Annotated in this window: 20 protein-coding genes; 14 read left to right on the plus strand and 6 right to left on the minus strand. The window is 61.5% G+C overall.

Going from position 1 to position 21,011, the window contains the following annotated elements:
• Nucleotides 1–115: 115 nt before the first annotated feature.
• Both C4J84_RS11895 and C4J84_RS11900 read left to right on the plus strand, forming a co-directional pair.
• The gene (locus tag C4J84_RS11895; RefSeq protein WP_124370582.1) at nt 116–760 is read left to right on the plus strand and encodes an ATPase; all 645 of its coding nucleotides are present in this window, start codon (nt 116–118) and stop codon (nt 758–760) included.
• 44 nt (nt 761–804) lie between these two features.
• Nucleotides 805–1,146 (plus strand): hypothetical protein, encoded by a 342-nt coding sequence (locus tag C4J84_RS11900; RefSeq protein ID WP_124362689.1) that lies wholly within the window; start codon nt 805–807, stop codon nt 1,144–1,146.
• A gap of 128 nt (nt 1,147–1,274) precedes the next feature.
• Here the strand turns inward: C4J84_RS11900 and C4J84_RS11905 are convergent, their stop codons facing one another.
• Complete coding sequence (locus C4J84_RS11905) at nt 1,275–2,021, minus strand: creatininase family protein (protein ID WP_124435393.1); 747 nt, start codon at nt 2,019–2,021, stop codon at nt 1,275–1,277.
• 30 nt (nt 2,022–2,051) lie between these two features.
• On the minus strand, nt 2,052–2,780 hold the full coding sequence (locus C4J84_RS11910) for a murein L,D-transpeptidase catalytic domain family protein (RefSeq protein ID WP_124362691.1): 729 nt from the start codon (nt 2,778–2,780) through the stop codon (nt 2,052–2,054).
• A 39-nt stretch (nt 2,781–2,819) separates the two neighbouring features.
• Between C4J84_RS11910 and C4J84_RS11915 the strand changes: the two genes are divergently transcribed.
• A complete protein-coding gene (locus C4J84_RS11915; protein WP_124429508.1) occupies nt 2,820–4,421 on the plus strand; it encodes a murein L,D-transpeptidase in 1,602 nt (533 codons plus the stop codon).
• Nucleotides 4,422–4,534: 113 nt separating this feature from the next.
• Here C4J84_RS11915 and C4J84_RS11920 read toward each other — a convergent pair whose 3' ends face one another.
• Together C4J84_RS11920 and C4J84_RS11925 are read right to left on the minus strand one after the other, a co-directional pair.
• Nucleotides 4,535–5,926, minus strand: coding sequence for a HAMP domain-containing sensor histidine kinase (locus C4J84_RS11920; RefSeq protein ID WP_124435394.1), 1,392 nt, complete (start codon nt 5,924–5,926; stop codon nt 4,535–4,537).
• Nucleotides 5,904–6,587, minus strand: coding sequence for a response regulator transcription factor (locus C4J84_RS11925; RefSeq protein WP_122539638.1), 684 nt, complete (start codon nt 6,585–6,587; stop codon nt 5,904–5,906). Before C4J84_RS11925 ends, C4J84_RS11920 begins: the two co-directional genes overlap by 23 nt.
• A 389-nt stretch (nt 6,588–6,976) precedes the next feature.
• On the opposite strand from C4J84_RS11925, the gene C4J84_RS11930 reads away from it, so the two are divergent.
• Nucleotides 6,977–7,882 (plus strand): hypothetical protein, encoded by a 906-nt coding sequence (locus C4J84_RS11930; RefSeq protein WP_124362694.1) that lies wholly within the window; start codon nt 6,977–6,979, stop codon nt 7,880–7,882.
• A 224-nt stretch (nt 7,883–8,106) separates the two neighbouring features.
• On the opposite strand, the gene C4J84_RS11935 is transcribed toward C4J84_RS11930, so the two are convergent.
• Together C4J84_RS11935 and C4J84_RS11940 are read right to left on the minus strand one after the other, a co-directional pair.
• Nucleotides 8,107–9,015 (minus strand): MurR/RpiR family transcriptional regulator, encoded by a 909-nt coding sequence (locus C4J84_RS11935; protein WP_124362695.1) that lies wholly within the window; start codon nt 9,013–9,015, stop codon nt 8,107–8,109.
• Nucleotides 9,016–9,097: 82 nt separating this feature from the next.
• Nucleotides 9,098–9,301 (minus strand): hypothetical protein, encoded by a 204-nt coding sequence (locus C4J84_RS11940; protein ID WP_124362696.1) that lies wholly within the window; start codon nt 9,299–9,301, stop codon nt 9,098–9,100.
• On the opposite strand from C4J84_RS11940, the gene iolC reads away from it, so the two are divergent.
• The 10 genes from iolC to C4J84_RS11985 all read left to right on the plus strand — a co-directional run bounded on the left by iolC (nt 9,300) and on the right by C4J84_RS11985 (nt 20,989).
• Entirely contained in the window at nt 9,300–11,237 is a 1,938-nt protein-coding gene (gene iolC, locus C4J84_RS11945; RefSeq protein WP_124435395.1) for a 5-dehydro-2-deoxygluconokinase, read from the plus strand. The two genes, C4J84_RS11940 and iolC, sit on opposite strands and share 2 nt — an antisense overlap.
• A 185-nt stretch (nt 11,238–11,422) precedes the next feature.
• Complete coding sequence (gene iolE, locus C4J84_RS11950; RefSeq protein ID WP_124435396.1) at nt 11,423–12,310, plus strand: myo-inosose-2 dehydratase; 888 nt, start codon at nt 11,423–11,425, stop codon at nt 12,308–12,310.
• Nucleotides 12,311–12,312: 2 nt separating this feature from the next.
• On the plus strand, nt 12,313–13,101 hold the full coding sequence (gene iolB, locus C4J84_RS11955) for a 5-deoxy-glucuronate isomerase (RefSeq protein WP_124366901.1): 789 nt from the start codon (nt 12,313–12,315) through the stop codon (nt 13,099–13,101).
• Nucleotides 13,102–13,127: 26 nt separating this feature from the next.
• The gene (locus C4J84_RS11960; RefSeq protein WP_124435397.1) at nt 13,128–13,943 is read left to right on the plus strand and encodes a TIM barrel protein; all 816 of its coding nucleotides are present in this window, start codon (nt 13,128–13,130) and stop codon (nt 13,941–13,943) included.
• Nucleotides 13,944–13,953: 10 nt separating this feature from the next.
• A complete protein-coding gene (gene iolD / locus C4J84_RS11965) occupies nt 13,954–15,885 on the plus strand; it encodes a 3D-(3,5/4)-trihydroxycyclohexane-1,2-dione acylhydrolase (decyclizing) (protein ID WP_124435398.1) in 1,932 nt (643 codons plus the stop codon).
• Between the two features lie 19 nt (nt 15,886–15,904).
• Nucleotides 15,905–16,915, plus strand: coding sequence for a Gfo/Idh/MocA family protein (locus tag C4J84_RS11970; RefSeq protein ID WP_124435399.1), 1,011 nt, complete (start codon nt 15,905–15,907; stop codon nt 16,913–16,915).
• A gap of 136 nt (nt 16,916–17,051) precedes the next feature.
• Entirely contained in the window at nt 17,052–18,080 is a 1,029-nt protein-coding gene (locus C4J84_RS11975; protein ID WP_124435400.1) for a Gfo/Idh/MocA family oxidoreductase, read from the plus strand.
• 128 nt (nt 18,081–18,208) lie between these two features.
• Nucleotides 18,209–18,385: a hypothetical protein gene (locus tag C4J84_RS26275; RefSeq protein WP_163001556.1), complete on the plus strand. Its 177-nt coding sequence runs from the start codon at nt 18,209–18,211 to the stop codon at nt 18,383–18,385.
• A gap of 49 nt (nt 18,386–18,434) precedes the next feature.
• Nucleotides 18,435–19,370 carry a sugar ABC transporter substrate-binding protein gene (locus tag C4J84_RS11980; protein WP_124404074.1) on the plus strand — a complete coding sequence of 312 codons (936 nt, stop codon included), beginning with the start codon at nt 18,435–18,437 and terminating at the stop codon, nt 19,368–19,370.
• Between the two features lie 65 nt (nt 19,371–19,435).
• Entirely contained in the window at nt 19,436–20,989 is a 1,554-nt protein-coding gene (locus C4J84_RS11985) for a sugar ABC transporter ATP-binding protein (protein WP_124362705.1), read from the plus strand.
• Nucleotides 20,990–21,011: the final 22 nt, after the last annotated feature.

Below are 21,011 nucleotides of genomic sequence, written 5' to 3' on the forward strand. Positions count from 1 at the left end.
TGGGCTGCCTGACACTATCGGTTCAAATGATAGTCACCATCAAGGATCACAAGTTCTGTTTTTATGGCAAAGGCGCAGAATCCGCTCATCGAAACGCTGCTCAAGGAACTGCGCGATGAGGACAATAATCCAGCTGGCTTTGATGACCCTGATGCTCGGCACTGCGGTGCTGGCCAACCCGGCGATTGCCGATGAGCTGCGTACAGGCCATTTGCTGCCACTCGTTGCTAGCGTAGACTCCCTGCAGCGCGCGCATTCGGTGGGGGTGTTGTACAGCGAAAACACACGCGACAACCTCAGCTACCTTGAGCGCTACCACGCCATGGCGCTGAATGGCGCCAAGGATGCCCTGGATGCACGCATTCGCGAGGCGTTCGTCAACAGCTCCGATCCGGAACTGGCCATCGACTGGCTGATGCACTCGCTGCAAGGCACATTTGTCTCGGTAACGGTCTATGCCAGCCTGGACGACTTGGTGCAGGCGCATCCGGACGTGGTGGTGGTGCTCGATACCCATAGCCAGCTGCTGACCCCGCGTAATGACGTGGTCGAGGCGCGCTTTACCGCGCGGTTCTATGACGCCGACCTGCAATACATCGCCAAGGCCGAAGGCTCGGTGGATAAGCAGGTGCCGTCGGTGTGGGTGCATGACAAGTCAGCACTCGAGATTGCCGCGCAGATCGAGCAGCAGCGAGATGTACAACAAGATGCCTTGAAGCAGTTCGATGCGTCGCTAAAAGCCTTGGTCCGCGCCGGTTGATACGCGGGCCGATGCAAACCTATCTGTTATTTTCAGGAATGTTTATGCGCTCTTTTTTCGCCCCGGCCCTGGCCTTTGCTTCCCTGCTGCTGACCGGTTGTATCACGGCGCCCAATGCCCCCTCGCTGACCCTGCAAACCACCAAGACCCCTGAAGGCTATGTGCAATGCGTATTGCCCAAGCTTGAAAAGCACGGCATCACCTCGACCGTGACCCAGAACTCACGCCACGCCAAGGTGCTGTTGACCAGCAAGATTGCGGCCGATGATGTGCTGGAAGCCTACAAATCCCAGGATGGCACCAAGGTGTTCCTGTATGAGCGCAAGCCCCTGGCTTCGGCACTCAAGCCGTCGCGGCTGGAGCAGGCGGCGCAGGACTGTCAGTAATCCCAGCCACTGCACTAACAAAATGTGGGAGGGGGCTTGCCCCCGATAGCAGTGTGTCAGCCAGTTTATGTAGGGCTGACACACCGAATCGGGGGCAAGCCCCCTCCCACATTTAACGCGTACTTATTCTAGGGCTTTGCTTCATTGCTGAAGCTGTTCACGGTCTTGATCAGCCCTTGCGCCGCCAACGCCACCAATTCACCGCCTTTTTCCACCGTCGCCAATGCCGGGTCCGAGCCCATGCGCCCGTCGGGGAAGCGGGCGCGGAAGTCCAGTGCCTCGCGGATCGGGCCGGTGTTGGCGATTTTCGGCGCGTAATCGGCTGACTTGATCGAGTCCGGGTAGGCCCATTGCGTCACGGCGATCTCCGACGGTGTCGCGTGGCTGCCATGGCCCACCGGGAACTGGCGCTGCGCCAGGTCGGTGACGCCCTCCAAGTCCCACCAGTTGACCAGCTTCAGCGCGAAGCCGGCTGGGCGGCGGGCATAGCTGGCTTCGGCATAGAGCTCGGAAAACGCCGCTTCGATGGTGGCGATATTGCCGCCGTGGCCGTTCAGGAACAGGATCTTGTCGAAGCCATGCCCGGCCAGCGAGCGCACCCAGTCGCCGATCGCGGCGATAAAGGTGGAGGGGCGCAGCGAGATGGTGCCGGGAAAGCCCAGGTGATGCTGGGCCATGCCGATATTGAAGGTGGGGCCGACCAGGATGTCAGCATTCTTCTGCGCCTCGACGGCGATGATTTCCGGGCACATCCAGTCGGTGCCCAGCAGGCCGGTAGGGCCGTGTTGTTCGTTGGAGCCGATGGGGATCACCACCGTGCGGCTGCGCTCCAGAAACTGCCCGATCTCGATCCAGGTGGATTTATGTAGAAGCATGCGACGCTCTCTTTTATCTGTGGGGACAGGCTATCCGCCACGGATTGTACGACTACTCGCCACCTGTTGGGGTTTGCAATTGAGATAGGTCGAAGACTTCAACCAGCGCTGGTCGGGGTACCACGAGAACATGAACTGCCCGTCCTTGAGCTTGTCCACCACTTGGCGCGCGACTTGCGGGCGCACCGCCGGGCAGCCCTGGCTGCGGCCGATACGGCCTTCGCGCTTGCTCCACAACGGGCTGACGTAGTCGGCGGCATGAATCACAATGGCGCGGTCGCGGGCCAGGTCATTGAAACCGGGCTCCAGGCCGTCCATGCGCAGCGAGTAGCCGTGGGTGCCGAGGTAACTTTCCTGGGTGCGGAACAGGCCCAGGCTGGACTGGTGGCTGCCTTCGAGATTGGAGAACGCGGTGGCGAAGTTTTCACCGGATTTGGCACCGTGGGCCACCAGGTCGCGCAGGACCAAGGTTTTTTTGCGCAGATCGAAGATCCACAGCCGACGGGCGGTCGAAGGCTGGGAGTAGTCAATCACTGCCAGGCGATCGGAACGTTCCTCGCCGTTGCTGACAGCGCATTGCACCGCGTTCAGCGCGCTTTTCAGCACGATGGGATTGAGTTCTGGAGCCGAGCGCGCCAGGCTGCTATACAAAGAAGGAGGGGGGCCATTGGCGGCGAGCGCAACATTGCTCAGTAACGCCAGGCTCCCGGTGATCAAGCCCAGTTTGGTGATGCCGAGCCGGCGGATAAAAGTCAGCATCTACAGTCGATTCCCCGCTGTGGAGTGGAGCTAAGTCAATTGTTCAAAAAACACGCATGTTACTTGAGCATTTGCCTGCTCGTTACACCACTGGTCGCCACAGCCGAAGCGCTGCCGGTGGAACCGCTGCCGGTCACGACGCCTGCGCCGGTTGACTTGGCGCCGCTGCAACAAGCCCTGGCGCAGTTGCCCAGTGTCTGCCCGCAGCTCGCGCCGCGTATTGATGCCACCGCACAATTGCGTCTGCAAGCCTTTTACCAGCAGCAGGGCGACACGCCGCTGTGGTCGGATGACGCGCGCCGGCAAGCCTTGCACAGCCAGTTGCTGATGCTGGCCGACGACGGCCTGGACCCCACCCACTATAGCTTGCCCAGCGCAGATGCCACGGCCAACGTGCTGTGCAGCGATATCGCAGTCAGCCAGCAGTACCTGCAAGCCCTGCAGGACTTGCATTACGGGCGCCTGCAGCAGTCGCGCTTCGAACCGCTGTGGCACGCCCAGCCGCCGGCCGTCGATCCAAACACCGCGTTGCTTGCCTTCGCCGCCACCGGCCTGCGGGACATGGCCCTGGCGTTCGACCAGGCGCGGCCCAGCGCGGATTTGTATCGCAGCTTGCGTAACGCTTATTCCAGCGTGCGCCAGCAGCCGTTGCCGCATTGGGAGGCGGTCGGCGACGGGCCGCTGTTGCGCCCCGGCATGGAAGACCCACGGGTGCCGGAACTGGCGCGTCGGCTCTACAGCGGCGGTTACCTGACCCAGGAACCCAAGGGCAGCGCCAAGCAGTACCGCGCCGAGTTGGTCGCTGCGGTCAAGGCCTTCCAGCTCAGCCATTCCTTGCAGTCCGACGGGGTGATCGGCGCTGGCACCGTGGCCGAACTCAATATCAGCCCGGCGATGCGCCGCGACCAGTTGCGCATCAACCTCGAGCGGTTCCGCTGGCTGGCCCAGGATTTGGAGCCCGAAGGCGTGGTGGTCAACGTCGCGGCCGCGCAATTGAGCGTGTACCAGAGCGGCATTCCGGTGTGGCAAACCCGCCTGCAAGTCGGCCGCGCCGAGCGCCAGACGCCGCTGCTCAAGTCGCGTATCACGCGGTTGACCCTCAACCCCACGTGGACCATTCCACCCACCATCATGCGCGAGGACAAGCTGCCGGCCATCCGCCTCAACCCGGAATATCTGCGCCAGCAGAACCTGCAAGTGCTCGACGCCGAAGGCCACCCGCTGGCACCCGAGCAGGTCGACTGGGCGCGCCCCGGCAATATTTTGCTGCGCCAGGAGGCGGGGCCGCGTAACCCGTTGGGCAAGATCGTGATGCGCTTTCCCAACCCGTATTCGGTGTACCTGCACGACACGCCGAGCCAGCCGCTGTTTACCAAGGGGCCACGGGCGTTCAGCTCGGGGTGCGTGCGCGTTGAGCAACCGTTGTTATTGCGCGACCTGCTGGTCAGCCCGGCCGAACGCACGCGCACCGACGAGTTGCTGGCCACCGGCGTGACCCATGAATTCAGGCTGGCCACGCCGGTACCGGTGCTGCTGGGCTATTGGACGGTGGAAGTGGATCGCCAGGGCAGCCTGGTGTACGCCCCGGATATCTATGCGCGCGACCCGGTGTTGATCAAGGCGATGGGGGCTGTGCTGTAGTGTGGGAGGGGGCTTGCTCCCGATTGCGGTGGGTCAGACAAGAATGTGTCAGCTGACACCCCCTCATCGGGAGCAAGCCCCCTCCCACATTGGATCTGTATTCATTCAGCTAATTATTCCGGCATCAGTTGCTGACGGCATTCCAGCACAAGCCGTGCGCCGCCCAGTTCGCTGGTGCCGACTTCCAGCTTGAAGCCGTGCAGGTTGATGATCGCCGCGACAATCGATAGGCCCAGGCCGAAACCGCCTTGCTGATCACTTTCATCGACCCGGTAAAAACGCTGGAACACCGAAGCGCGTTCGGCGGCCGGAATGCCCGGCCCGGAGTCGAGGACGTCGATCCGCGTACTGCCCAGGTCATTGACCGCGCGCAGGATTACCTTGCCTTGGGGCGGGGTGAATTTGATCGAATTGCTCAGCAGGTTGGCCAGGGCCTCGAACAACAGGGCGCGGTCGCCGGTAATCCATGGCAGTGAGTCCGGAGTCTGCAGCACCAGTTCCAGCTCACCTTCTTCTGCCAGGGGCAGGTAGAAGTCGTGCAGTTCGCGTAACAGCGGCAGTGGGTCCATCAGCAAAAAGCCTGAACGACGCTGGTGGTCTTCCAGTTCGGAAATGCGCAGTAATCCGCGAAAACGTGCCATCAGCGTGTCGGTCTCGGCAATCGCGTCATCGAGTTTCACCGCATGGGCCGAGTCTTCCTCCGCTTGCTGCTTGATGCGGTACAGCTGTGCGCGCAGGCGCGTCAGCGGGGTGCGCAAATCGTGGGCGATGTTGTCGCACACGCCCTTGACCTCGTTCATCAGCTTTTCGATGCGGTCGAGCATGGCGTTGACGATGGCCGCGAGCATGTCCAGCTCGTCGCGCCGGTCGGACAGGGGCAGGCGGTGCGTCAAGTCGCCGGCGACGATGGCTTCGGCGCTGGCCTGGATCCCGCGAATGCGGCGCAGCGGACGCCGACGCAGCAGGTGCCAGCCGGCGGCGCCAGGGATGATGGTCAATGACACGGCCCACAGCAGGGCATGCCAGATAATCCGGGTCACCCCGAACAACGAACCGTTGGCACGCACCAGCACCAGCCAACGGCCGTCTTCGGTGCGGGTGGCCACGGCGTCGCAGCTGTCCTTGGGCAGTTTCGGGTCATCGGAATCGACGCAGTTGGCCAGGGCGTGGATCTTGCCATCCAGGGGCAGGTCGGGCGGTACTGCGCGGATCGGCCCGCTCAAGGGACGAAACTGCTCGTCGAACAGGCCATAGGCATCCACGCCCTTCATGTCGAAGGTCATGCTGGTGGTCAGTGCGTCTACCAGTTCTTCTCCGTCGAAATGCTGGAACAAATGCTGGCGCTGCATCAGCGAATGGCGCGACAGGTCGCTGAGATACCCCGACACCTCGTAATACAGCACCCCCATGAGGATGCAGCTCCACGCCACGAACAGCGAACTGTACAGCGCCAGCAAGCGGCTGCTGGAAGAGCGCCAGCCCTTAGAGGGGTTCAGCAATGACATAGCCCGAGCCTCGTACCGTGCGGATCAGCGGCGGCAGGCCCGGTGGGTCGATTTTTTTGCGCAGGCGACCGATGTGCACGTCGATCAGGTTGGTGCCGGGGTCGAAGTGATAGCCCCAGACTTCCTCGAAGATCATCATCCGCGACAGGATCTGCCCGGTGTTGCGCATCAGAAATTCGAGCAACTTGTACTCGGTGGGCAGCAGGCTCAGCGGCTGCTCGGCGCGGCTGGCTTCGCGGCTGATCAGGTTCAATTCGAGGTCGGCCACGCGCAGCGCGGTTTCGAATTCCTTGACCGTGCTTTTACGCCGCAGCAGCACCTCGACGCGGGCGGCCATTTCATCGGACGCGAAGGGCTTGGTCAGGTAGTCATCGCCGCCGGCGCGCAGGCCGCGCACGCGTTCGTCGACATCGGAGAGGGCGCTGATCATCAGGATCGGCGTCGACACCCCGATGGTGCGCAGGGTGGTGACGATGGCCAGGCCATCCAGTTCGGGCAACATGCGGTCGAGGGTGATCAGATCGTAATCACCACTGACAGCACGGACCAGGCCTTCGCGGCCATTGTCCACCCAGTCTACGTCCAGTCCATGGCTACTCAGCTCGGCGACGATCTCGCGGGCCGTTACGGCGTCATCCTCGATGGTCAAAATGCGGGTCATAGGATTACCTGGTGAGCGTTCACACTAGAAGTGCGGACATTTTGCCAAGAAGTTGCTGAATGTTTCCTAAATAAAACTTCATCTACGCAAATCGGTACTTCCAAGCCTTGCCCAATTCAGTGTGGGAGGGGGCTTGCTCCCGATAGCGGTGTATCAGTTAAGCATTGACAGAATGACCCACCGCTATCGGGAGCAAGCCCCCTCCCACAGGGAATGCATAACGCCCGCTCTCTATCGGCAATTCTTGCAACTTGCATGACTTTAGGAAGTTCAATTTAGTTAACTTGCTGAAATATAAGGATTTTATTTTTTGTTTGCACTGGCACGCTGCCTGCACTGTCCTTTTTGAGACTTGTAACACTATTTTTCATGCCTGGAGCAAAACAACAATGATCACATCCTCATCCACGCTGCAAGAGTCGAGCGCGCTCTCCGGGGTTTCCTGGGGGGCGATTTTTGCTGGTGCCGCTGCGGCGGCTGCGCTGTCCCTGATCCTGGTGCTGCTGGGCTTCGGCCTGGGCTTTTCGGCGGTATCGCCGTGGGCCGACAGCGGCATGAGTGCCAAGGGGCTTGGCATTTCCACGATTGTCTGGCTGGCTTTCACCCAAATCGTCGCGTCGGGCCTGGGCGGCTACATTGCCGGCCGGTTGCGCGTGAAGTGGGCCAACATGCATGGCGATGAAGTGTACTTTCGCGACACCGCCCACGGTTTCCTGGCCTGGGCAGTGGCGACGCTGATCACGGCGATGCTGGTGGTCGGTTCGGTCAGCAGTGTGGTCAGCGGCGGCGTGAAAGCCGGTGCCAGCGTGGCCTCGGGTGCCGCCAGCAGCATGACTCAAGCCGCCGGCAACGCAGCAAAAGGCGCGCACAGCGGTGATTTTGGCTACTACGTCGACAGCCTGTTCCGCGACGATCGCCCGGCAGCTGTCAGCGATGACGCCGCCCATGCCGTGGTCGGTCGCATCTTCGCTCGTACCCTGAGCAATGATGGCCAACTCGCACCGGAAGACCGTACCTACCTGGCCCAGTTGATCAGCCAGCGCACCAACCTCAGCCAGGCCGATGCCGAAGCGCGTATCGACAAGGTGTATGGCGATGCCCGCAAAGCCATCGAAGATGCCAAGGTCAAAGCCAAGCAAGCCGCTGACACAGCCGCCAAAGTGGCTGCTTACACGTCGCTGTGGACCTTCGTTGCCCTGCTGATCGGCGCGTTCTTCGCCAGCTTCGCCGCCACCTTCGGCGGTCGCCGCCGCGATGCTGTGGTGTACGTCGAAACCGAAACCTACGTTCGTTAATTCAAGGAGAACATGATGCGCTCATTACTGCTGTGGTTCCTCGGCATTCCAATTCCGTTGATCATCCTGATCGCAATTTTCATGCACTAAACCCGAGCATTACTCGGTCCCATGTGGGAGGGGGCTTGCTCCCGATGGCGGTGGAACAGTCGATGCTGCAAGCGACTGACACACCGCCATCGGGAGCAAGCCCCCTCCCACATTTGGTTTGCGGTGAGCCCGCTTCAGTCGTCGAACCCGACTTGCTCGTGAATCTCATCCACCTTCAGTTCCAAGCGATACGCCACCGCAATGAACAATGCCTGGCACAGGCACAACGTTGCGCTCAGTGAGCGGAAGGCGAACGACGATCCTTCATTGACCAATAACACCGCGTTTGCCCGCTTGGCCAGGGGCGACAGGTTGCTGTCGGTGATGATCAGGGTCTTGGCCTGATGGTGCTGGGCGATGCGCAGGCAGTGCTGGGTCTCTTTGCCGTAGGGCGTGAAGCTGATGGCGATGACCAAGTCATTGGCGCGCACGCTGCGCATCTGTTCGCGGTAGCTGCCGCCCAGGCCCGAGATCAGGTGGATACGCTTGTTGGTGTGCTGCAGGTTGTAAACCAGGTAATCGGCCACCGCGAATGAGCGGCGCACGCCGACCACGTAGATATTGTCGGCATTCACCACCAGGTCGACGGCCTTGTCGAAGGCCACGTCGTCGAGCTCCATCCCCAGGCGTTCGATGCCGGACAGCGTCGCGTTGACGCACTCACGCGCCAGGTCGCCGCCGCTGGCCTTCTGCGACTTGTTAGCGATCATGCTGCGGATGCGTTGCTGGTAGTTCTGCACCGGTGTGGTCTTGTGGGTGTACGCCTCGCGAAACAGCGCCTGCATCTCACTGAACCCGCTGAAACCGAACCGCTGGGAGAAGCGCACGATGGCCGAGGGATGCACTTCGCATTCACGGGCGATGTCGCTGATGCGGTCGACCATGATCCGGTCGCTCTGCTGGCTCATGTAGCTGGCGATGCGCTTGAGTTGGCGCGGCAGGCTTTCGTATTCGTCGGTGATCAGCTGCAACAGGCGTTCGGCATTGATCGGAGGGCTGGCGATTGTATCTTCCAGGTGGGTCTCGGGATCGGTGCGGGACATGGGCAATCCTTCTGGCGTGTTCGTCTGGTGCGCTGATGGGTGGCGCAAGTCTACAGGGTAGGCGCAAAAAAATACCTCGGCATCAAGGCCCGCCTGGGCTGCTGAAACGATGCACGACGGCTGCCGCAGCATTATGCTGGCTTATTGGAAAAAATATTCCACTAAAAATAATTATGGAATAAATATTGATTGCGGCCGCCGGACGTTCTAGTCTGCTCCCACCAAGAGCGTTTGCCGTCGCCACGGCGGCACAACGCAGGCTGATAAAAATAACAGGAGCCAGCATGGGCCAGACTCGTTTTGCCAGTGGGCGTCAATTGGATCTGATTTGCCTCGGACGCCTGGGCGTCGACCTCTATGCGCAGCAAGTGGGGGCGCGGCTTGAGGATGTGACCAGCTTCGCCAAATACCTTGGCGGTTCCTCCGCCAATATCGCCTTCGGCACGGCACGGCTGGGGCTCAAGTCGGCCATGCTCAGCCGCGTGGGCGACGACCACATGGGCCGCTTCCTCCTGGAATCCCTGGCCCGTGAAGGCTGCGACGTCAGCGCGGTCAAAGTCGACCCGGAACGCCTCACCGCCCTGGTGCTGCTTGGCCTCAAGGACCGTGAAACCTTCCCCTTGGTGTTCTACCGCGAAAACTGCGCCGACATGGCCCTGCGCGCCGAAGACATCAGCGAAACCTTCATTGCTTCCAGCAAGGCGCTGCTGATCACCGGCACGCATTTCTCTACCGATGGCGTGTACAAGGCCAGCATTCAGGCGCTGGATTACGCGGCCCGGCACAACGTCAAGCGCGTGCTCGACATCGATTACCGCCCGGTATTGTGGGGCTTGGCCGGCAAGGCTGATGGCGAGACCCGTTTCGTCGCCGACCAGCAGGTCAGCGAGCATGTACAGAAGATCCTGCCGCGCTTCGACCTGATCGTCGGCACCGAAGAAGAATTCCTGATCGCCGGCGGCAGTGAAGACTTGCTCACCGCGCTGCGCAAAGTACGCGAACTGACCCCCGCCACCCTGGTGGTCAAGCTCGGCCCACAGGGCTGCACGGTGATCCATGGCGCTATCCCGGAGCGCCTGGAAGACGGGGCGATCTACCCCGGCGTGCGCGTGGAAGTGCTCAATGTGCTGGGCGCCGGCGATGCGTTTATGTCGGGCTTCCTCAGTGGCTGGCTCAACGACGCAACCGATGAGCGTTGCAGCCAGTTGGCCAATGCCTGCGGCGGCCTGGTGGTGTCGCGCCACGCCTGCGCGCCGGCCATGCCCACACCTGTCGAGTTGGAATACCTGTTCAACAGCCCGGTGCCGATTACCCGGCCGGACCAGGACGCGACCCTGCAACGCCTGCACCGCGTCAGCGTGCCGCGCAAAACCTGGAAGCAACTGTTCGTGTTCGCCTTCGACCACCGCTGGCAATTGGTCGACCTGGCCCAACGCGGCGGCCAGGATCTGGCGCGCATCAGTGATGCCAAGCAACTGTTCATTCAGGCCATCGAACGCGTCGAGAAAAAACTGGCTGATCAAGGCATTGAAGCCGACGTCGGCCTGCTTGCCGACCAGCGCTTCGGCCAGGACGCGCTCAACGCGGCCAGCGGCCGGGGCTGGTGGATTGCCCGCCCGGTGGAAGTGCAGAACTCGCGGCCCTTGGCGTTCGAGCATGGCCGCTCCATCGGCAGCAACCTGATCGCCTGGCCTCAGGAACAGATCATCAAGTGCCTGGTGCAATTTCATCCCGATGACGCGCCGCTGCTGCGCCTGGAACAGGAAGCGCAGCTCAAGGCGGTGTACGAGGCGTCGATTGTCAGCGGGCATGAACTGCTGCTGGAGGTCATCCCACCCAAGGATCACCCCTCGACCTATCCCGACGTGCTCTACCGCAGCCTCAAGCGCCTGTACAACCTGGGCATCTACCCGGCGTGGTGGAAGATCGAGGCGCAATCGGCCGAGGACTGGAAAAAGCTCGACGAACTGATCGAAGAACGTGACCCGTACTGCCGGGGTGTGGTGCTGTTGGGCCTGAACGCCTCGGCCGAATGCCTCGCCGACGGCTTCCGGCAAGCCAGTCGAAGCACGACCTGCCGAGGTTTTGCCGTGGGCCGCACGATCTTCCAGGAACCGAGCCGTGCGTGGATGGCGGGGGAGATCGATGATGAGGTTCTGATTCAGCAAGTCCAGGCCACGTTCGAACAGCTCATCAACGCCTGGCGCAGTGCCCGAACCTGATCACAGTTCCAAATATGCAATGCAATTCCAATGTGGGAGGGGGCTTGCTCCCGATAGCGATAGTTCAGTTACAGGAGTGTTGCCTGACACACCGCTATCGGGAGCAAGCCGAATCGTCGCACCGCCCCTCCCACATAAAGCAGAAGCAGATCTCAGTGATACCTGAAAACAATAAAGGTGCAGCCATGCCCGCAATCCGAATTGGCATCAACCCGATCTCCTGGAGCAACGACGACCTGCCGGCCCTCGGCGGTGAAACGCCGCTGAGCACCGCCTTGAGCGAAGGCAAGGAAATCGGCTACGAAGGTTTTGAACTCAACGGCAAATTCCCCAAGGACGCCAAAGGTGTCGGCGACGTGCTGCGTCCCTATGACCTGGCGCTGGTGTCCGGCTGGTATTCCAGCCGCCTGGCGCGTCGTTCGGTGGCTGAAGAAATCGAGGCCATCGCCGGCCACGTCGAGTTGCTCAAACAGAACGGCGCGAGCGTATTGGTGTATGGCGAAGTGGCCGATTCGATCCAGGGCTCGCGCATCCGTTTGATCGAACGCCCGCGTTTTCACAGTGAACAGGCGTGGCAGGCCTACGCCGACAAACTCACAGAACTGGCGCGGTTCACCCTGTCCCAGGGCGTGCGCCTGGCTTACCACCACCATATGGGCGCCTATGTCGAATCGCCCGAGGATATCGATCAGTTGATGGCACGCACCGGCCCGGAAGTCGGCCTGCTGTTCGATTCGGGCCACTGTTACATGGGCGGCGGCGAACCGCTTGAGGTGCTGCGCAAACACATCGGGCGCATCTGCCATGTGCATTTCAAGGACGTGCGCAAACTCGTGGTGCAACTGGCGCGCAACCAGATGTGGAGTTTTCCCGACTGCATCGTCAACGGCACCTTCACCGTACCCGGCGATGGCGATATCGACTTTGCCGAACTGCTCGATGTGTTGTTGGCTGCCAACTACGCGGGCTGGCTGGTGGTCGAGGCCGAGCAGGACCCGGCCGTGGCGCCCAGCTACATCTATGCAAAAAAGGGCTATGACACCTTGCGTGCGCTGCTCAACGAGAGGACTTAACCATGAGCTTGCTGGTCAAGAGCAATAAACGTGGGCAAACCATGGTCGCCCTGGAAGCCGGGCGCCTGGAGTATGTGGGTTTTAGCGCTTATCGCCTGAGCCTGGGCGAAACCCTGCCGGTCAGCGCCGGCGATAAAGAGCTGTGCCTGGTGCTGCTCAGCGGCCGGGTGAATATCGAAGGCGAGGGCTTCGACTGGCAGAACCTGGGGGACCGTCAATCGGTGTTCGAGGACAAATCCCCGTTCGCCGCCTACCTGCCGCCGGGCACCCAGGCCCAGGTCAGCGCCTTGAGTGACGTGCAGATCGCTGTCTGCGCCGCGCCCGGTGCGAGCGGTTACACACCGCGCCTGATCCGCCCGGAGCAGTGCAAGCGCAGCGTGCGTGGCAAGGGCGCCAACACCCGCTACGTGTGCGACATCCTGCCCGACAGCGAGCCGGCGCATTCGCTGCTGGTGGTGGAAGTGCGCACGCCGTCCGGGCACTCGTCGAGCTACCCGCCGCACAAGCACGACACCGATGACCTGCCGCACCAGAGCTTTCTGGAGGAGACCTACTACCACCAGGTCAACCCGCCCCAGGGCTTCGTGTTCCAGCGGGTCTACACCGACGACCGCAGTATCGACCAGGCCATGGCCGTGGAAAACAGTGACCTGGTGGTGGTGCCCAAGGGCTATCACCCGGTCAGCGTGCCGTACGGCTACGAGTCGTATTACCTGAACGTCATGGCCGGCCCCAAGCGTGCCTGGCACTTCCATAACGACCCGCAGCACAGCTGGCTGCTGGACCTCTGAACGGTTTTGCACGGAGAACAACAACAATGAAGTCGCCGTTACGTTTTGCCCTTAACCGCATGGTCGCGCCCAACCTGTCCCTGCCGGATTTCATCCAGTTGGCCGTGGCCTTGAAGTGCGACGCCATCGAGATCCGCAATGACCTCAAGGACCGCCAGATCGAATACGGCGCCCCGGCCAGCCGCGTGCGCCAATTGTGCGCGGCCCAGGGCATCACGGTGCTGTCGATCAACGCGCTGTACCCCTTTGATGTGTGGAATGACCAGCGCCGTGCCCAAGCGATCGAGCTGGCCACCTATGCCCGGGAATGTGGCGCGCAAGGCCTGGTGATGTGCCCGTTCAACGAGCCGGGCGACACCCGCAACGAAGCCCAGCGCACCGCCGGTTTGCGCACCGCCTTGAGCGAGTTGGCGCCGATCCTGCGCGAGTACGGGATTCTCGGTTTTATCGAACCGCTGGGCTTCGAAGAATGCGCCATGCGCCGCAAGCGCGTAGCGGTGGACGCGATCCAGTCCATCGGCGGCCTGGATGTATTCCGCCTGGTGCACGACACTTTCCATCATCACTTGGCCGGCGAGCATGAGTTCTTCCCTGAGCTGACCGGGCTGGTGCACATCTCCGGCGTGGAAGATGCCGAGGCGCCGCTCAATTCGATCCGCGACGGCCACCGCGTACTGGTGGGCGAGGGCGACATCCTCGGTAACGCCGCGCAGATCGACACCTTGCTCAGCACTGGCTACAGCGGCTACCTGTCGTTCGAGCCGTTTGCCACAAGTGTGCATGAGCTGGCGGATATCCAGCAGGCCTTGGGGGCAAGCATCGCCCACCTGCAAAAACGTTAAGGGGCGCGACATGACCACAACCCGACTGACCATGGCGCAGGCCCTGGTGAAGTTCCTGGATAACCAATACATCGAAGTCGATGGCGTGCAGAGCAAATTCGTCGCCGGGGTGTTCACGATATTCGGCCACGGCAATGTGCTGGGCCTGGGCCAGGCGCTGGAGCAGGACAGCGGCGACCTGGTGGTGCATCAGGGCCGTAACGAACAGGGCATGGCCCACGCTGCCATCGGTTTCGCCAAGCAGCACCTGCGGCGCAAGATCTACGCGTGTACCGCATCGGTGGGGCCCGGCGCGGCGAATATGCTCACCGCTGCGGCGACCGCAACGGCCAACCGTATTCCGTTGCTGCTGTTGCCGGGCGATGTCTACGCCAGCCGTCAACCGGACCCGGTGCTGCAACAGGTCGAACAGTTCCACGACTTGAGCATCAGTACCAACGATGCGTTCCGCTCCGTGAGCAAATACTGGGACCGTATCAACCGCCCCGAGCAGCTGATGACGGCGGCGATCCAGGCCATGCGCGTGCTCACCGACCCCGCCGAAACCGGCGCGGTGACCCTGGCGCTGCCCCAGGACGTGCAGGCCGAAGCCTGGGACTATCCCGACTATTTCCTGCAAAAGCGCGTGCACCGTATCGAACGTCGCCCAGCCACCGCCGCGATGCTAGGCGATGCGCTGGCGGCCTTCACGGGCAAGCGCAAACCATTGATCATCTGCGGTGGCGGGGTTAAATACTCCGGCGCGAATGCCGCACTGCAGGCCTTCGCCGAGCGCTTCGATATTCCATTCGCCGAAACCCAGGCGGGCAAGAGCGCGGTGGTGTCCAGCCACCCGCTGAACGTTGGCGGCATTGGTGAGACCGGCTGCCTGGCGGCCAACCTGCTGGCGCCCGAGGCGGACCTGATCATCGGCATTGGCACCCGTTATACCGACTTCACCACGTCGTCCAAATCCCTGTTCAAGCACGCCGAGGTAAACTTTCTCAACCTTAATATCTGCCCTGGCGATGCGTTGAAACTCGATGGCGTGCAAGTGCTGGCCGACGCCAAGGTTGCCCTCGAAGCGTTGGCCGATGCCCTCGGTGATTACCGTTCCGGCTGGGGAGAGCAGATTGCTGACGCCAAGGCGCAGTTGGATGCCGAGGTGGACCGCGTGCATCAGGTCGAATACCACGGTGATGACTTCGTGCCGGAAGTCGACGACCACCTGGACCGCGCGGTACTGCGCGAATTCATCGAGCTGACCGGCTCATGCCTGACCCAAAGTCGAGTGCTTGGCGTGCTCAACGCGACGCTCGCCGATGACGCAATCATCGTCGCCGCCGCCGGCAGCCTGCCCGGCGACCTGCAGCGCGCCTGGCGCAGCAAGGGCGTTAATACCTACCACGTCGAATACGGTTATTCGTGCATGGGCTACGAGATCAACGCCGCCCTCGGCGTGAAGCTGGCCGAGCCGAGCAAAGAGGTGTACGCGCTGGTCGGCGATGGCTCCTACATGATGCTGCATTCGGAGTTGGCCACCTCGATCCAGGAGCGCCGCAAGATCAACGTGGTGCTGCTCGACAACATGGCCTTCGGTTGCATCAACAACCTGCAGATCGGCAACGGCATGGACAGCTTCGGCACCGAGTTCCGCTATCGCAACCCCGAGAGCGGCAAGCTCGACGGCGGCCTGGTGCCGGTGGATTTCGCCATGAGCGCGGCGGCCTATGGGTGCAAGACCTACAAGGTCAGCAGCGTGGAGCAGCTTGAAGCGGCTCTGGCCGATGCGCGTACTCAAACCGTGTCGACCCTGATCGATATCAAGGTACTGCCCAAGACCATGGTGCACGGCTACCTGTCGTGGTGGCGGGTGGGCGTGGCGCAGGTGTCCACCAGCGAACGCACCAACGCCGCCGCGAAAAAACTCAATGAACACCTGGCCAAGGCCCGGCAGTACTAATAACAAGAGGAGTGTTTGTATGTCGTTGAAGCTTGGAGTGATCGGTACCGGTGCCATTGGCCGTGACCATATTCGTCGTTGCAGCCAGACCCTGCTCAATAGCCAGGTGGTGGCGGTCACCGATATCAACCTGGAACAGGCGACCAAGGTGGTGGCCGAGTTGAAGCTGGACGCCGAGGTATACCCGGATGGTCACGCGCTGATCAACTCGCCGCAGGTGCAAGCCGTACTGGTGACCTCGTGGGGGCCGAGCCACGAGGAGTTCGTGCTTGCCGCCATCGCCGCCGGTAAACCGGTGTTTTGCGAGAAGCCCCTGGCCGTCACCGCTGAAGGCTGCCGCAAAATCGTCGAAGCCGAAGTCGCCCACGGCAAACGCCTGGTGCAAGTCGGGTTCATGCGCCCCTACGACGAAGGCTATCGCGCCTTGAAAGCCGTGATCGACAGCGGCCAGATCGGCGAGCCGCTGATGCTGCACTGCGCGCATCGCAACCCGACGGTGGGCGAAAACTACAAGACCGACATGGCGATTACCGACACCCTGATTCACGAACTGGATGTACTGCGTTGGCTGCTCAATGACGACTACGTCTCGGTGCAGGTGGTGTTCCCGCGCAAGACCAGCAAAGCCCTGGCCCACCTGCGCGACCCGCAGATCGTGCTGCTGGAAACCGCCAAGGGCACGCGCATCGACGTCGAAGTGTTCGTCAACTGCCAGTATGGCTACGACATTCAGTGCGAAGTGGTGGGGGAGAGCGGCATCGCCAAATTGCCCGAGCCTTCCCAGGTGCAACTGCGCAGCGGGGCCAAGCTGTCGAATGCGATTCTGATGGATTGGAAGGATCGGTTTATCGGCGCCTATGACGTGGAATTGCAGGCGTTCATTGACAGCGTGCGGGCCGGGCAGGTGGGCGGGCCGTCGGCGTGGGATGGCTATGCAGCAGCGGTGGCGGCGGATGCGTGTATTGAAGCGCAGGGCAGTGGGCAGATCGTCAAGGTCAGCCTGCCAAACCGCCCACACTTCTACGGCTGACACTCGGTCAATGTGGGAGGGGGCTTGCTCCCGATAGCTGTGTATCAGTCACTAAATCTGTACCTGACACACTGCCATCGGGAGCAAGCCCCCTCCCACATTGGATTGGGTTTGCACTTCAAAGAAGGAATAAATCATGCGAATCGGACTGGTCGGCTATGGCCATGGAGGGCGCTTTTTTCATGCGCCACTGATTGCAACATTGCCGGGCGCCACGTTTGTGGGGGTGGTGACCCGTTCACCCGAGCGGCGTCAGCAACTCAATACCGATCTGCCAGGGGTCAGGGCGTTCGACAGCATCGGCCAGATCGTCGAAGCCGGCGTCGATGCCCTGGTCATCTCCACCACCCTCAAGGGCCGCCCGGCGCTGGTGCTGGAAGCCATCGAACACGGCGTGGCGGTGGTCAGCGACAAGCCCTTCGCCGCCAACGCCGAGCAGGCCCAGGCCTTGATCACCGCCGCTGAACGCCAAGGCACGCTGCTCAGCGTCTATCAGAACCGACGTTGGGACTCGGATTACCTGACCCTGCGCAAACTCATCGATGCCGGTGCCTTGGGTGAGATCACCCGTTTTGAGTCCCGTGTCGAACGCTACAGCCCACAGGCAGTGGGCAATGCCAGCGGCGGCGGCTGGTTGCGCGACCTCGGCAGCCACTTGGTGGATCAGACCCTGCAATTGTTCGGCCCGGTGGACAAGGTATTCGCGCAATTGCAATTCACCCCTGAGCACCCCAACGTCGATCACGGTTTCTTCGTGTCCCTGACCCACGCCAACGGGGTGGTTTCCCATTTGTGGGGCAACGCCCTGCAGAACTGCCAGGCCCCGCGTTTTCGCGTCAGCGGCACCTTGGGTTGTTACACCGTGGACGGGCTGGATGGCCAGGAAGAAGCACTGATGGCCGGCAAGTCGCCGAAAACCGAAGGCGAGCACTGGGGCGCGGAGGAGCATCGACGCTGGGGCTGGTTCGAACAGGGGCCGGAACGCGAGCGAGTGCCCTCTGAAAAGGGCTGCTGGACCCAGTTCTATCGGCAATTGCAAACGGCGGTGCTAGGCCAGGGCCCATTGCCCGTGGACGCTTATGACGCGTTGGAAACCACCCGGATCTTGGACGCCGCACACCTCAGCGCCGAGCGCCAGCAGGTGGTTTCAACAAAAATAGAATAAAATTCTAAAACAGGTTGATATGGAAATTATTTTCCAATAAAGTCTTTTCCAGGTTGCATAAAGTACGTCTTGGGCTCGACCCCGGCGACTTAACAAAAACAAGATCAAAAACAACCAGGTACCGTCAGATGAAAATCTTCAACGCTGTACTGCGAGTTTTACGCCCTGCCCACACGCCACGCGCACTGCCCCGCGCCCGGCCGTTCTACTTCTCCTTCCTCAATGTGCTGTGCGTCGAAAACCAGGGCGCGCTGGTCTGCTGCATTCCAGGCGCGCCGGTGGTGCGGGTGCCCGCTGAACGCTGATAAAACGCAACGTCCATAAAACCAACAAGAAAGTGGAGACAGACCGTTCATGAAGACCCCGATCCGTTTTACCGCGCTGGCCCTGTCGATGCTGCTCGCCAGTGGCGTCGCCACGGCCGCCGACATCAAGGTGGGCGTGAGCATGTCCGCCTTCGATGACACCTTCCTCACCTACCTGCGCGAAGACATGGACAAGCAAGCCAAGTCTTATCCCAAGGGCGACGGCGTGCAACTGCAGTTCGAAGACGCCCGCGCCGATGTGGTCAAGCAACTGAGCCAGGTCGAGAACTTTATCAGCCAGAAAGTCGACGCCATCATCGTCAACCCGGTGGATACCGCCTCGACAGCCAACATCATCAAGGCCGCCACCGCCGCGAAAATTCCGCTGGTGTTCGTCAACCGCCGTCCCGACCAGAAAGACTTGCCCAAGGACGTGGTCGCGGTGACGTCCGATGACGTTGAAGCCGGCAAGCTGCAAATGCAGTACATCGCCGAAAAACTCGGCGGCAAGGGCAAGATCGTGATCCTGCTCGGCGACCTGGCGAACAACTCCACCACCAACCGCACCAAGGGTGTAAAGGAAGTGCTGGCCAACTACCCTGGCATCAAGATCGAGCAGGAACAGACGGGTACCTGGTTGCGCGACAGGGGCATGACCCTGGTCAACGACTGGCTGACCCAGGGCCGTGAGTTCAATGCCGTACTGGCCAACAACGACGAGATGGCGATTGGCGCGGCCATGGCGTTGAAGTCGGCAGGCACCAAGCCCGGCACCGTGTTGATCGCCGGGGTCGACGGCACGCCGGACGGCCTTAACGCAATCACCAAGGGTGAGATGGCCGCCTCGGCGTTCCAGGATGCCAAGGGCCAGGCCGTGGGCTCGGTGGAAGCGGCGCGCAAGATGGCCAGGAACGAGCCGGTGGAGCAGAACGTGGTGATCCCGTTCAAGCTCATCACCCCGGACAACGTCAAAGACTTCAAGTAGCCCTGACCTCACAACCCTAAGCCGGCAGGGCGGTCACGGCCGCCCTGCAGATGGAGTACCTTCCTATGCTCGCTCATGCCACTGTCTCGCAGCCGCCGGGTATCCAGCCGCTGGCGCAGGACGAACCCTACCTGCTGGAAATTCTCAACATCAGCAAAGGCTTTCCCGGCGTCGTGGCCCTGGACGATGTGCAGTTGCGGGTGCGCCCCGGCACGGTGCTGGCGCTGATGGGCGAGAACGGTGCGGGCAAGTCGACGCTGATGAAAATCATCGCCGGCATCTATCAGCCCGATGCCGGCGAAATTCGCCTGCGCGGCAAGCCGATTGTGTTTGAAACGCCCCTGGCGGCCCAAAAGGCCGGGATTGCGATGATCCACCAGGAACTCAACCTGATGCCGCACATGAGCATCGCCGAGAATATCTGGATCGGCCGTGAGCAGCTCAACAGCCTGCACATGGTCAACCACCGCGAAATGCACCGCTGTACCGCCGAGCTGCTGGCGCGCCTGCGCATCAACCTCGACCCGGAAGAACAGGTCGGCAACCTGAGCATCGCCGAGCGGCAGATGGTCGAGATCGCCAAGGCCGTGTCCTATGACTCCGACATCCTGATCATGGATGAACCGACCTCGGCGATTACCGAGAAGGAAGTCGCCCATCTATTTTCGATCATTGCCGACCTCAAGTCCCAGGGCAAAGGCATCGTCTACATCACGCATAAAATGAACGAAGTGTTCGCCATCGCCGATGAAGTGGCGGTGTTTCGTGACGGCCAGTACATCGGCTTGCAGCGTGCCGACACGATGAACAGCGACAGCCTGATCTCGATGATGGTCGGCCGTGAGCTGAGCCAGTTGTTCCCGGTACGCGAGACGCCGATCGGCGACTTGTTGCTGTCGGTGCGCAACCTGAGCCTGGACGGTGTGTTCACGGACGTTTCGTTTGACCTGCACGCGGGCGAAATCCTCGGCATCGCCGGGTTGATGGGCTCGGGCCGCACCAACGTGGCGGAAACCATTTTCGGCATAACCCCAAGCAGCAGCGGGCAGATCACCCTCGACGGCAAGCCGGTGCGCATCAGCGACCCGCACATGGCCATCGAGAAGGGCTTTGCGCTGTTGACCGAGGACCGCAAGCTCAGCGGCCTGTTCCCGTGCCTGTCGGTACTGGAGAACATGGAAATGGCGGTGTTGCCGCACTATTCGGGCAACGGTTTCATCCAGCAGAAAGCCCTGCGCGCCTTGTGCGAAGACATGTGCAAGAAGCTGCGAGTGAAAACCCCCTCGCTGGAACAGTGCATCGATACCTTGTCCGGCGGCAACCAGCAGAAGGCGCTCCTGGCGCGCTGGCTGATGACCAACCCGCGACTGTTGATTCTCGATGAGCCGACCCGTGGCATCGATGTGGGCGCCAAGGCCGAGATCTACCGCCTGATCGCCTTCCTCGCCAGCGAGGGCATGGCGGTGATCATGATTTCCTCGGAACTGCCCGAAGTGCTCGGCATGAGCGACCGGGTGATGGTGATGCACGAAGGCGAACTGATGGGCACCCTGGATCGGGCTGAGGCCACCCAGGAAAAAGTCATGCAACTGGCCTCCGGTATGACCGTGGTCCACTGACTCCAGAATAAGAAGGTAATTG

Origin of the sequence: Pseudomonas sp. R11-23-07 (assembly GCF_003852295.1) — a bacterium.
GTDB lineage: Bacteria > Pseudomonadota > Gammaproteobacteria > Pseudomonadales > Pseudomonadaceae > Aquipseudomonas.